This is a genomic window from Actinomadura keratinilytica, from assembly GCF_039539665.1.
GTDB classification, from domain to species: Bacteria; Actinomycetota; Actinomycetes; order Streptosporangiales; family Streptosporangiaceae; genus Spirillospora; species Spirillospora keratinilytica.
Map to the genome: position 1 here is coordinate 1 of NZ_BAABDO010000159.1, position 12,177 is coordinate 12,177.

The 12,177-nt window shown below is 71.6% G+C and carries 11 protein-coding genes, 2 pseudogenes and 3 CRISPR repeat arrays; of the genes and pseudogenes, 3 read left to right on the forward strand and 10 right to left on the reverse strand.

The annotated features are described in order from the left end of the window. The first annotated feature begins 27 nt into the window (after positions 1 to 27). Positions 28 to 1,457: a CRISPR direct-repeat array (repeat unit 28 nt; unit sequence GTCGGCCCCGCGCACGCGGGGATGGTCC). 225 nt (positions 1,458 to 1,682) lie between these two features. After that, positions 1,683 to 1,847, reverse strand: coding sequence for a hypothetical protein (locus tag ABD879_RS29835; RefSeq protein ID WP_345025055.1), 165 nt, complete (start codon positions 1,845 to 1,847; stop codon positions 1,683 to 1,685). A 250-nt stretch (positions 1,848 to 2,097) separates the two neighbouring features. On the opposite strand from ABD879_RS29835, the gene ABD879_RS29840 reads away from it, so the two are divergent. Next, the gene (locus ABD879_RS29840; protein WP_345025056.1) at positions 2,098 to 2,520 is read left to right on the forward strand and encodes a PPOX class F420-dependent oxidoreductase; all 423 of its coding nucleotides are present in this window, start codon (positions 2,098 to 2,100) and stop codon (positions 2,518 to 2,520) included. 80 nt (positions 2,521 to 2,600) lie between these two features. After that, positions 2,601 to 2,819 (forward strand): annotated as a pseudogene (locus tag ABD879_RS33080) (NADPH-dependent FMN reductase); the annotation flags it as partial. Positions 2,820 to 2,974: 155 nt separating this feature from the next. Here ABD879_RS33080 and ABD879_RS29845 read toward each other — a convergent pair. From ABD879_RS29845 to ABD879_RS29875, 7 genes are all read right to left on the reverse strand, one after another. After that, entirely contained in the window at positions 2,975 to 3,865 is an 891-nt protein-coding gene (locus ABD879_RS29845) for a hypothetical protein (RefSeq protein ID WP_345025058.1), read from the reverse strand. A 69-nt stretch (positions 3,866 to 3,934) separates the two neighbouring features. Beyond that, positions 3,935 to 4,429 carry a single-stranded DNA-binding protein gene (locus ABD879_RS29850; protein WP_345025059.1) on the reverse strand — a complete coding sequence of 165 codons (495 nt, stop codon included), beginning with the start codon at positions 4,427 to 4,429 and terminating at the stop codon, positions 3,935 to 3,937. Between the two features lie 105 nt (positions 4,430 to 4,534). Next, a complete protein-coding gene (locus ABD879_RS29855; RefSeq protein WP_345025060.1) occupies positions 4,535 to 4,705 on the reverse strand; it encodes a hypothetical protein in 171 nt (56 codons plus the stop codon). Between the two features lie 322 nt (positions 4,706 to 5,027). Next, a complete protein-coding gene (locus ABD879_RS29860) occupies positions 5,028 to 5,513 on the reverse strand; it encodes a hypothetical protein (protein WP_345025061.1) in 486 nt (161 codons plus the stop codon). A gap of 128 nt (positions 5,514 to 5,641) precedes the next feature. Next, a complete protein-coding gene (locus tag ABD879_RS29865) occupies positions 5,642 to 6,670 on the reverse strand; it encodes a DUF932 domain-containing protein (RefSeq protein WP_345025062.1) in 1,029 nt (342 codons plus the stop codon). A gap of 90 nt (positions 6,671 to 6,760) precedes the next feature. Continuing rightward, entirely contained in the window at positions 6,761 to 7,363 is a 603-nt protein-coding gene (locus tag ABD879_RS29870) for a hypothetical protein (protein WP_345025063.1), read from the reverse strand. Between the two features lie 75 nt (positions 7,364 to 7,438). Continuing rightward, complete coding sequence (locus ABD879_RS29875) at positions 7,439 to 8,491, reverse strand: DUF4192 domain-containing protein (protein WP_345025064.1); 1,053 nt, start codon at positions 8,489 to 8,491, stop codon at positions 7,439 to 7,441. 295 nt (positions 8,492 to 8,786) lie between these two features. After that, a CRISPR array of direct repeats spans positions 8,787 to 9,791; the repeat unit is 28 nt; unit sequence GTCGGCCCCGCGCACGCGGGGATGGTTC. Positions 9,792 to 10,116: 325 nt separating this feature from the next. Here ABD879_RS29875 and ABD879_RS29880 point away from each other — a divergent pair. Beyond that, positions 10,117 to 10,458 (forward strand): annotated as a pseudogene (locus tag ABD879_RS29880) (transposase); the annotation flags it as partial. Positions 10,459 to 10,604: 146 nt separating this feature from the next. On the opposite strand, the gene ABD879_RS29885 reads toward ABD879_RS29880, so the two are convergent. After that, positions 10,605 to 10,817 carry a hypothetical protein gene (locus ABD879_RS29885; protein ID WP_345025065.1) on the reverse strand — a complete coding sequence of 71 codons (213 nt, stop codon included), beginning with the start codon at positions 10,815 to 10,817 and terminating at the stop codon, positions 10,605 to 10,607. Next, a complete protein-coding gene (locus ABD879_RS29890) occupies positions 10,817 to 11,467 on the reverse strand; it encodes a hypothetical protein (RefSeq protein WP_345025067.1) in 651 nt (216 codons plus the stop codon). The genes ABD879_RS29885 and ABD879_RS29890 overlap by 1 nt, the downstream gene beginning before the upstream one ends. 126 nt (positions 11,468 to 11,593) lie before the next feature. Beyond that, a CRISPR array of direct repeats spans positions 11,594 to 12,110; the repeat unit is 28 nt; unit sequence GTCGGCCCCGCGCACGCGGGGATGGTCC. The last annotated feature ends 67 nt before the right edge of the window (positions 12,111 to 12,177 follow it).

Sequence of the window (12,177 nt, forward strand, 5' to 3'; positions counted from 1 at the left end):
CCGCTATAGACTCCCAGGTCAGCAAGTGTCGGCCCCGCGCACGCGGGGATGGTCCAGGGCCGGACGGCGCGCCGCTGCTGGTCACCGAGTCGGCCCCGCGCACGCGGGGATGGTCCGCCCCCGACAGCGACGGCGAGTACATCGCCACCGTCGGCCCCGCGCACGCGGGGATGGTCCTAGAGGGCCGACCTTTGCCGTGCCACGCAGTCCGTCGGCCCCGCGCACGCGGGGATGGTCCGCGACTCGTGGCCGACCCGATCCCGGCCACCGCGTCGGCCCCGCGCACGCGGGGATGGTCCGTACGTCCGGACCGGCGCCCAGGCCGCCGGGCCGTCGGCCCCGCGCACGCGGGGATGGTCCCTGCTCGGCGACGAGGACGACACCGCGGACGCGGTCGGCCCCGCGCACGCGGGGATGGTCCGCGGGCCGGATCCGGGCTTACCCCGCCCTGAAGTCGGCCCCGCGCACGCGGGGATGGTCCTGTCAGGCGCCGCGGTCGAGGTTCGGCGGCCGGGTCGGCCCCGCGCACGCGGGGATGGTCCCACGGGCCCGCTGGTGGTGCGGGCGAGGTGCCAGTCGGCCCCGCGCACGCGGGGATGGTCCCAGGCGCGTGCACTGGCGGATCCGCCACGAGCGGTCGGCCCCGCGCACGCGGGGATGGTCCCCCGATGAACGAGTGCAGCGGCGCCGTCATGGAGTCGGCCCCGCGCACGCGGGGATGGTCCCGTCTGGCGCCGTTGACCCCTGCCGCGGCCTGGGTCGGCCCCGCGCACGCGGGGATGGTCCAGAACCAGTCCATGAGGGTGTACGTCATGCCACGTCGGCCCCGCGCACGCGGGGATGGTCCCACCGGGCCGCCGACCGGCACGCCCAGGAGCTCGTCGGCCCCGCGCACGCGGGGATGGTCCGGTGCTGTACCTGGCCAGGCCGGGAACGCTTCCGTCGGCCCCGCGCACGCGGGGATGGTCCGCATGTAGACAGCCGCTCCGCCCGCTACCACTAGTCGGCCCCGCGCACGCGGGGATGGTCCCGACCAGAACGCGCCGAGCAGCAGGCAGTCGGTGTCGGCCCCGCGCACGCGGGGATGGTCCTCGACCTGACCGCCGTCGACAGCCGCGGCGGCGGTCGGCCCCGCGCATGCGGGGATGGTCCGCTCACGCACCGTGCCGGACACATCCGCGCAGGGTCGGCCCCGCGCACGCGGGGATGGTCCGGGTGTCAGCGACCGGGTGAAGTGCCGCAGGATGTCGGCCCCGCGCACGCGGGGATGGTCCGCCGGCGAGGCCGGGCTTCCGCTACTACCGGGTGTCGGCCCCGCGCACGCGGGGATGGTCCCTCGATGTTCGGACGTTCCGGCGGCACGGTGGAGTCGGCCCCGCGCACGCGGGGATGGTCCGGTCGCCCTGTCCGGGGTCGGTGACGCGTTCGGGTCGGCCCCGCGCACGCGGGAATGCTCCACCATCCGGATGACCGAACAGCACAGGGTGGGCTAGGACGTGTCCGGTGGATCATGGTGGACCGCAGTGGCCGGGTTGCTCCGGCCCGGTGGTGGCCGGTGTCGCACCTTGCCTCGGGCCGACTCGACTGCTTTGCGGTGTCGGCGGGGCTGCTGTATCGGAGGCGGACACGCGGCCGCCAAGATCCACCGGACACACCCTTAAGGCCGTGTCGTTTTCAAAGTGTCATGGCCACATCGGCAGGGCGGCCGACGTGACGACGGCGCGGAAGGACCCGGCGGTCCTGTAGTGGCGGGTGGCGGTGCCCCGCCACTGCCCGACGCGGTCGAAGCAGCCTTCGACGACGCTGCGCCGCCGCTGGATGTGCTTGTCCGAGACCGGCTGATCCACATCAGCCGATGCCCCACAGCCAATTTGACGACAGGCGAGCGCGGGGGCAACACGTTCGGCAATTGGAGCCGCTGGCGGCCATCCGCGACCGGACCGCCGAGGTCGCGGCGCGCAAGTCGTCGCCGTGATCGTTTTGCCCCCGTTGTGGGCACGACCATATAGTACACGTCACATACAGTCAATGCCACATACAGTTCACTTCGTTAACAACGGTACATCCGACGCGTATCCGATCAAGGAGACCTGGAGCATGTCCTTCAACGACGAAGAGATCGCCTACCTGCGCTCCCAGCGGCTGGCCCGGCTCGCCACCGTCGGCGCCGACGGCCAGCCGGACGTGGTGCCGGTGGGCTTCGAGTTCGACGGCACCCACCTGTACGTGGGCGGCTTCAACCCGACCAGGACCCGCAAGTTCCGCAACGTGCGGGCCGGCAACCGCAAGGTCGCCATCGTCATCGACGACCTGCCGTCAGTCGACCCGTGGATCCCGCGCTACCTGCGCGTCTACGGCGAGGCCGAGCTCGTCGAGCGCCAGGGTCAGCTCGGGACCGCCCCCTACATGCGCATCACCCCCACGCTGTCATGGAGCTTCAACCTGGAGGGCCTGCCTTACACCCACGACCGCGAGGTCAAGGTGCGGCGCACCGTTCACGAGCCCGCACCCGGCGCGTAACGCCTTCGCCCGTGCGGACGCCCGTCTTGCCAGGACGTCCGGTTCCCCAGGAGACATAGACCGCGCCCCGCATCGGCTTCATCTTTAACAGCACCCGCCCGAACCGCGTCGGCGAGCAGGTGGCACGCTGGGCGTTCGAGCCGGCCGCCAAGCGCGATGACGCCGAGTTCGAGCTCGTCGACCTGCGCAATTCCCGCTGCCGCACCTGGCCGAGGGCATGCCGCCCTCCTTCGGCCGGTACGCGGGCGAGTACACCCCGCCGCTGGGCCGAAAAGGTGGCCTTGTTCGACGGGTTCGTCATCATCACCCCGCCGTGCCGCTGCCCACCGCCGACTTGCCAAGACGCAGACCGTCGGCGGGCCGCCCGTACCGCTCGCTCGACCCGTTGGCGCCGCAGCGAGTTTCGTCACGCTCTTCATGGTCACCCGGAGCGTGCGGTCGCCTACGGTGCGGGTCAGCGTTGCCAGATGCGATGGGCGCGGTCGCCGATGCGCTCGGCCCACCGCGGCAGTTCGGTTCCGGGGGTCAGCACCACTTCCTGGCGGAGTGCGCGCTCATGGAGGTCGTCGAAAGCGGCATCGAGAAACCGATAGGCGCGCCGTGCGGTGTCCAGCTGGTGGCCGATCCGGGTGAGCAGGCCGCCCAGGTGGTCGAGCTCCTGGCGGTGGTACTCGCAGCTGGCCCGGCGAAGGTAGTCGGCGTGCAGTTCGGCCTCCAGCTCGGCTACGCGCCGGGGATAGGTCTCCAGCCGGGCGGTCTGCCGCTGGGCGATCTGCTTCCAGTACTCCACCCGTGTCGGTGCGTCGTCCTGCTCGCCGGGCGGCGTGAAGGGTTCGGCCGGTGGCCTCGGTTTCGTCGGTTCGCGGATGCCGTCGGCGGCGCGGGCGGCCTGGTCGCGGACTTGCTTGCACCATGTGGCCACGGCCTCGGCGGTGAGACGGGTTTCGACGTGCTTCGGCGGCAGAAACCGCAGGTCCACCAGTGCCGTGGCGAGGATGGCGCGGGCCTGGTCCAGCCGATCGTGCTCGATGCTCTTCTCGTGCAGTTCGTTCGACAGGCGGGTGAGCCGCTCGCCGTGCCGGATGCACGCCCGCATCGGCTCGTCGGAGTCCCGTTCGGCGATCAGGGCCCGGATGTGCGCGGAGTTGGCGCGCAGCCGCGCGGCCTGTGTCAAGGCCACCGCGCGCCAGTGCTCCAGCGAATCCGCGTCAGGCCGACCGGTGCCGACGGGACGGTCGACGCGGGGCTCGGTACCGGTGCCGTGGTGAGCGGGGTCGGTGCCAGTGGTCACGGTCGTGGTCTCCTGGGCATGAGACGGCGCTGTGGCCCGCACGCGGCGGGCCACAGCGCACAGGGGGATCAGGGCGTGGATCGGCGCAGTCGTGCCGACCGGGACGCGGTCGCGCCCGGTGGTCTAGAACGGCGGTTCGTCGTCGGTGTCGGTGCTCGGCGGTGACGCCCACGGGTCGTCGGCGGGCGTCCGGGGAGCATCGGCCGTGCCCGCCGCATTGCCGACGCCGCCGGTCGTGGCGGTGTGGCGTTGGATCCTGGTCACCTTGGCAACGGCGTTGCGCAGGGACGGGCCGACGTCGAGGACATCGATCTCGTACGCGGTGCGGGGAGTGCCGTCCTTGGCCTCGTAGGACCGCTGCCGCAGACGGCCGTGCACGATCACCCGATCGCCCTTCGCCAGTCCCGACTCGGTCAGGTTCTCGGCGGTCTGACGCCACGCCGAGCAGGTGAGGAACAGGGAATCGCCGTCCCGCCACTCGCCCGTCTGGCGGTCGAACAGGCGGGACGTCGAGGCCACCCGGAAGGTGGCGATGGCCTGCCCGGTGGGCGTGAACCTCAACGCGGGCTCCTGCACCAGGTTGCCCGCCAGGGTGATCTCGGTGTCTCCGATGGCCATGACTCCCTCCGACAGGTACGGGTCGCCAGAGACGACAGGGACGAAAGAAGGAAGGGCCCGCCCCGAAGGGACGGGCCCATGCAGCAGACGCAGTGGGCACGCTGCTCACTGCGCCGCATCGCGGATCGCAGGGGCGAGGGCGGGCTCGTACGGCGCCAGGACGTCGGTGCGCACCATGACGATGCGGTGCTGCTTCACCAGGCGGAGCACGGCGACCTCGCCGATGTTCCTGCGGGTGGCGGTGTAGAGGTACTGGCCGACGGTTCCCTGCTCCACCCGGCGCAGCGGACGCCGATGGCGGGACCGGGGACCGAAGTTCGGACAGGTGGCGATCACGCGCAGCAGCTGCCCGGGAACGAAGGAGGTCCGCGCTCCAGAGGCCAGCCGATGCGGTGGCGGGGCAGGACGTGGGGGAGGGACCTCCGACGCCGGTGCGGGGCGGCCGGAAGCGGCCGAGCCGCGGGCTCCCCTGAACGGCCGCGCGCGCCGATCGTCCATAGGCCGTCGCCGCAGTGGTGAAGTGCCCCGGGACGGGTTGTGCGGGGCAGGGCTGCGGTCGCCACGGATGCGAGCATTCGCGGAGGCCATGCGACTCTCCTCAGCCGGACGTCGACGCTCCGGGCTTGCATGAGCGATCGAAGGCCGGCTCGGCGATCAGCCTGTCGGCGGCCTCGTCGACGCGGCGTTCGGCGTCGTCCGGCAACGCGTCATGGTCGCCGTGCCGGATCCCGTCCCGGTGGTCGAGCTCGGACAGCAGCTCCTCCAGCCGCGCGGCGCGGTCGGACTCGCTCATGGCCGGGGCGAACGGGCGCAGCGCGGCCAGCGCCTGGTCCTGCCGCAGCTCGTCCTCCCGGCGCAGTTCGGCGATGTGCCGGACGTGCCTGCGGGCGGCGATGAGGCGGGCGCGGGCCAGCGCGTCCTCGTCCAGACGCCATGCGGTGACGGTGCGGACCAGTGGAGCGGCTTCGACGCCGTACTCCAGGAACTCCGCGACCGTCTCCAGCGCGGCGGCCTCGTCGCGGACGGGGACGATCGCGGTCTCCCCGTCACGGGTGACACGGACGGCGAACTCGGTAGCGGTCATCGGGCGTCTCCGTGAGATGACGGTTCGAGAAGGACAGGCGGCGGCCTTGTTGAGAGCGGAAGCGAAGGCAAGGGCCACCGTGCGGTGCGGCCCGGAGTGCACCCGGGCCGCACCGCATGGGACGACGGTCAGCGGGTGAACGCGCCGTCCAGAACGCGGTCCAGTACGCTGAGGGTCTCGCGGTCGAGCTGGTCGAACTCGCCGGTGACGGCGCGCAGCATGTTGCGCTCGGCCCGGTGCGCGCCGCGGACGGACTGCTCGTGATGGGTGTAGGTGTTGACCGCCGCGACCACCCCGTAGGCGGTGCCGCGCCAGGGGCTGACCCGCGGATCGTGCCGCCACAGGGCGGTCAGCGCCTCGCGGCGGCGTTCGGCCAGGGTCCGGCTGCGGCCCTGCTCGGGCGGGACCGGGACGAGCTCGGTCAGGAACCGGTCCCACTGGCGGTCGGTGACCTCGACCCGGCACAGGGCCCTGACCTGGGCGGCGAAGTCGTCGGCGACCCGGTGCACGATGCCCAGCGCCTCCCGCGCCCTGGTGATCCGCCCCAGGGAGTTGGACGAGTGCTTGATCTTGATCTGCCAGGCGCCGGACTCGTTCAGCGCCGCCGACAGGGTGTTGTCGCAGACCACCACGGTCGCGCCGCGCCGATAGGTCGTCTTGAGAGAGCCGTCCAGCGACGAGGCCGCCAGCAGGAACGGCCGGAACGCCACCCCCTCGTCGGTGGTGCACGTCTCGGGCACCTCGACCTGCACCCAGGCGACCGCGCCGCCGCGCAGCAGGCCGGCCGACCCGATCGCCAGATCGTCGTCCAGCAGGGTCGCCACGTTGTCGACCAGCCACTGCGCGTAGTCGTGGATCTGGTAGCCCTGCTTGAAGACGCCCAGGATGGCGCCGGTGTCGGGCCGGATGATGGCCTTGCGCGCGGTGTCGGTGACCCGGGTGACCCCGTCCTCGGTGATGAAGGCGCTCTCCACGGTGCCCTCGACCGGCTGCCAGCCGAACAGGCGGCGGATCACGTCCCTCACCGGAATCGGGCCGGGATAGTGGTTGGGTTCCCCGCCCTGCTCGCCGGCGCGGTAGTGCCAGGCGTGCCCGCGCTGGTCGGTGAACCCGATCAGCGTGTTCTGGTTCAGCCACTGCAGGCTTTCCCGTGACATCCGGATCCCTTCCTTTCGGCGGACATGGAAAAGCCCGCCGCCAGGGGAAACGGCGGCGGGAGGACCAAGAAGCCGATCAGCTGCGACGGTTCACGGTGCCCCCTCGTCGTCACCCCGGCCGCCGCTGAGAGCGTTCAGAAAGGCGGTGTCGCTGGGCAGTGCGTTCAGTGCCCAGCCGGTGACCAGTGCGACGGGGTAGTAGGTGGACGACGTGACCCGCTGCGGGCTGTCGGCGGCCCGGTGGGCGAACCGGCCTTTGCCGTGCGGGGCGGTCTGGAAGCCGCGGTAGACCTCGAACGTCTCGGCGTCCAGGTCGATCACGTATCCCCACTCGGCGTACAGCGAGTCCAGCGGGAAGTCGCCGGCGTCCTCGATGACCCCGACCTCGAGCATCAGGTGAGGCCGGCCCTCGGTCTGGCGCAGCAGCATGTGCCAGTCGTCCAGCCGACCGGTGGCCGCACCAGGGCCGAGACACCTGGTCAGGCGGGCGATGTCGGCCGGGGTCGGCTCGCTGTCGGGGTCCACCACGCGCAGCGCGCGGGCGCGCTCGCGCAGGGCGTCGATGCTGTCGCTGGCGGCCCGCAGCCAGCCGAGAACTTCGAGGCCGAGCCCCTGGGGGTAGCTGTCCCAGTGGTTGTAGGCGGTCTTCTCCGTGGCGTCGACGACGAAGGCGATGAACCCTCTGGTTCCCACCAGCGCTCCTTTCCGCGTAGTGAGTCGATGTAGTGCGAGGGCCGCCGCGGCCTGCGGGCGTTCACGGCGGCCAGGTCAGGTGGCGGGGCGGTTCTCGGTGGCGGCGTACATGTCGGCCAGCTCCTCCGGTGTGATCCGGAGGCGGGCCTGGTCCGGGGGCAGGCCGGCGGCCAGCACGTCGCGCAGCAGAGCGGCCATGGAATAGCCGGGGTCGGCGGTGCGCGCACGATCCAGGGCGACGTTGGCCAACGCGCCGTCCCCGCTGATGTAGGCCGCGTACGCCAGCAGGCCGGCCGGTGCGGCCGCGTACGGCTCCTCGACCCGGCGCAGCACGTCCCGCCAGAAGTCCACGTGGCGCAGCAGCACCGACCTGTCATCGCCGTCGATGCGGATCCACGCCTCGTCCCGCACCCGCAGGCAGGTCAGCAGGACGCCGAGCCGGGCGACCTCCGAGTCGCTCGGCGCCGGGCCCTGGGCGCGCACTCGTTCGGCCAGCTCGGCCACCAGCGGGATCCCGTCGGTGACCATGCGGTGGCGGGTCCCGGCAGGGTCACTGCGGGACGCGCGCAGATACCGCTGCTCCCAGACGGCGGTGGCCTTCCGCACGGCCCGGCGGGCAGGTCCGGTCACCGCGGCGACCGACGCGGCCAGCGCGGCCCGGTCGGGCAAGGCCGCCAGGCCGCGGATGACGGCGTCCACCGCCGCAACGCTGGTCGATGGGTCGTAGGGGCGGCCCTCGGGCGGGCAGCATCCGCCGGTGCAGGTGAGGGACCACCACCGTCCCTCATGCACACGAAAGGCGTCGATGACCTCCACACCGCAGGCGGACACCCGGCCGGTGACCGCCGCGGCGACCGGAACGACGCGTTCGCTCGGCCCGTACCCGACCAGCAGCGCCCGGGCGATCCGGTTGCGTCGCGCAAGGCGGGCCAGGTGCTCGGCCATCGCATCGACGGTGTCCTCGTCGCCGGCGGCGGGCAGGTCGACGCGGTATGCCACGGTGCGCAGGGAGCCGCCCAGCCCGACCATCACCAGGTCTTCGGAGGGGACGAACCCGAGGAGGTAGGGCACCAGGGCGATGGCGTCCGCGGCCGTCCGCACGACGATGGGGGTCGAGGACAGGAACATCTTCCACGCTCCTTCGCTCAACGGGGGACGAAATGAAGGGCGCCCCGTCCCTGCAGGAACGGGGCGCGCCGATGAACTGGCCGACAAGAGGTTCGCTTCGTGTCAGTCTCTCCTTCCAGCCGTCTGCCCCAGATGCACGGTCATGGCGGCGACCGCGGTAAGCGGCGTACATGACCGGTGGCCCATCTGCTGCGGCGTCCAAATCGGTCCACCTCGGCCCCCGCAGCCACTGAGTTGCCATTTCCAACCGAATGAAAAACCGGCTTCGCCGTCATAGACTCCCAGGTCAGCAAGTGTCGGCCCCGCGCACGCGGGGATGGTTCGCCTCGATCGCTGTGGCGCTGGCCACGTCGCCGGTCGGCCCCGCGCACGCGGGGATGGTTCTCAGTCCGCGCGCGCGCGTGCGCGAGAAGCCCGGTCGGCCCCGCGCACGCGGGGATGGTTCCCATGTCCGAGACCGACGAGACCCCGCAGACCGGTCGGCCCCGCGCACGCGGGGATGGTTCGGTCGGACGGATCCCGTTGTTGTAGACGGTCGAGTCGGCCCCGCGCACGCGGGGATGGTTCCTCCTCGGCGCGGGCCCTGGCGCGGCGGGACGCGTCGGCCCCGCGCACGCGGGGATGGTTCGCGTTGGGCAGTCGGGGTGGCGGCATCGGTAGAGTCGGCCCCGCGCACGCGGGGATGGTTCCAGGCAGGCCAGCTCCACCGCAGCGGCGGATGGGTCGGCCCCGCGCACGCGGGGATGGTTCGTCACCCGCCATCAGAGTACGGGAGTCCGCCGGGTCGGCCCCGCGCACGCGGGGATGGTTCGACCATCGCCAGCCTGATCGCGTTCTTCATCGCGTCGGCCCCGCGCACGCGGGGATGGTTCTCGGCCGGGACGGGGACGCCACCGACGCGGCGAGTCGGCCCCGCGCACGCGGGGATGGTTCGGTCACGGTTTTGCCGACCGAGATGCGCGGCCCGTCGGCCCCGCGCACGCGGGGATGGTTCGCCCGCGTTCGACGCCCTCAAGCGCGGGGTGAAGTCGGCCCCGCGCACGCGGGGATGGTTCCGTGACCACGGGCCTGTCGTTCGGGCTTGAGACGTCGGCCCCGCGCACGCGGGGATGGTTCTCCGGGCCAGCTCGTCAATCTCTGCCATGCTGGGTCGGCCCCGCGCACGCGGGGATGGTTCTCGAGTTGGTCTCTCTGCCCCCGTGGGCGTGGTCGTCGGCCCCGCGCACGCGGGGATGGTCCGATCCGGGACGCCCTGATGTCGATCGACCCGGAGTCGGCCCCGCGCACGCGGGGACGGTCTCCACAGCGGCGGAGGTTGACCGTCGGTAAGCCCTTCTACAGCTAGCAACGGGCCTAAGGCTCTGCATGATCGTCGATAGCGGTCACGTGCACGTCCCCCCTTACCTGCGATGTCGGGAGAGGGTGGCTTCTACTCTCCCGGTTCGGCGCAAGCCCGCCTCGCCGGGGCGGCGAGCCGCAACCCCCTGCGGGTTGCGGTTCGCGCCACGGTGAGGCAAGCTGCGCCGCCAGACCGGGAGAAGAAGCCACCCTCTTCGCAGGGAGCTGAGACCTACTGATCGATGAGCCCGAGGTGGTCACACCCAATCCGGAGTCAGTCCGTCGCGTCGCTGGAGGCCAAGCACCCCGAGGCCGCCGAGCATCTGGGCATCGCCCGAAACGACCTGCTGGCCTTCACTGGCTTCCCGCGGCAGATCTGCCGACGGGTCTGTCCAACAACCTGCAAGAGCGGCCGAACAAGGAGATCCGGCGGCGCACCGGCGTGGTCGGGATCTTCCCGACCACGCCGCGATGCTTCGCCTCGTAGGTGCGGTGCTGATGGAGCGGACCGACGAGTAGGCCGAGGGCCGCCGGTACGTGGGCCTGGAATGCCTGGCCGAAGCCAGACTGCGCGTCATCGGCGGCGCCGCACCAGATCCCACGGACGCAACCGAGAACTCACCGCTTAACCTGCAGAAACAGGATCACGTGGAGGCCGCCTCATTACCACTCCGCTGGACTTGACCCGCAGCTTGTCGACCGTTGCCGCGCAGTGGGCTCCTAAGCCACCGTTGATACAGGTCAACGATCAACGTGGCGTGATGTGATACAGCGACTACGCGGAGCGGCGTTCCTCCAGCGCCCACTTGCGGCGCCACTTGGCGGCGATGGCCGCGTTCTCCTCGGGGGTGCCGTTGAGCTCTTCGTCCACGACGGCGTCGGCGCGCAGGTCCGCATAGCGCGGATCGTCCGGGGTGATCTCGGAGGCGCCGCATCCGGCGTCGTGCGGCAGCAGCAACCGTCCGGCCTTGAGCACCGCCTGCGCCATCACACCTCCAGCCCGAAGTGCCTCACATAGTACCTGGCGACGATTTCAGCGACCGGCTCGTGGCCGCTCAGAGTCCGGATGAGCCTGGGGAACTGCCCGGTGATGACCAGCGCCCAGGCCTCCGCCCACCACTCCAGCGGATCGAGCCAGCGATCCACGATCAGCAGCGGGCGGCATCGAAACATGATCGTTTGCCACTCGGCGGACTCGGCCGCTCGGCGACGGCGCTCCATGACGTGGCCGATCTCATGATCGACAAGGGAGGCGCTCACATGGTCGCCGGTGCCGACCGCCATGGTGCGGGTTTCCCAGTCGGTCACGCCCGGCACCTGGTCCCACGTCGTGCTCGTCCCCGGGCGGACGGGCTGCCCGGCGAGGCGCCCGAAGTGATTCAGCCCTGGGACAGGGCCGATCCCGACCCACAGCCCACCGGTGAGCACCTCGGCGACCTGCGAGGCGATCGGGCCGGGCAGAGCCGCAAGCCGATCGATCGCCGCGATCACCTCGTCGGGCGGGTTGCCGCGGGCCGGATCCCACTGCCGGCGCACGACCTGCTCCAGAACCCCGAGGTGGCGACGCCCGTCCCTGGGCAGCAGGTCGATGTCGGCGGGGTGCGGGTCGCACCAGTACGGCTCACGGGGCGTGTCCATCGCCGCCCCATGCTGCCAGAACCTTGACACGGTGGTACCTACGAGGCTGCCGCCCGGGCTGAGGGTTTGCAGATCCAACTAAATGAAAACGCGGCCTCGTCGTCATAGACTCGCAGGTCAGCAAGTGTCGGCCCCGCGCACGCGGGGATGGTCCCCCCGGGCGCCCACGGGCGGCCACTTGTTTCTTGTCGGCCCCGCGCACGCGGGGATGGTCCGCGGTTCGAGTGGTTCCGCAACCTGGTCGACACGTCGGCCCCGCGCACGCGGGGATGGTCCGTGACTCGTACCAGCGCTTGGCGATCGGATGCCGTCGGCCCCGCGCACGCGGGGATGGTCCCCCGCTAAGACCCTCACGGCTGGACTCGCCACCTGTCGGCCCCGCGCACGCGGGGATGGTCCCTGAGGAGAACACCCTTATGGCCTGGTGGATCCGTCGGCCCCGCGCACGCGGGGATGGTCCCGTGTGGATCGTGGACATCAGGGTTCCTCTCGTGTCGGCCCCGCGCACGCGGGGATGGTCCCCGGCGGGCCCTGCGGACGTACGCGGAGTGCATGTCGGCCCCGCGCACGCGGGGATGGTCCGCCCGCCCGACACTCGGCACGTCGCCGATGCGCGTCGGCCCCGCGCACGCGGGGATGGTCCTTCCCGATGTTGGCCTAGGGCCTGTCCGGTCGATCTTGATGTTTGGCTGAGGACGATCTTGGGACTG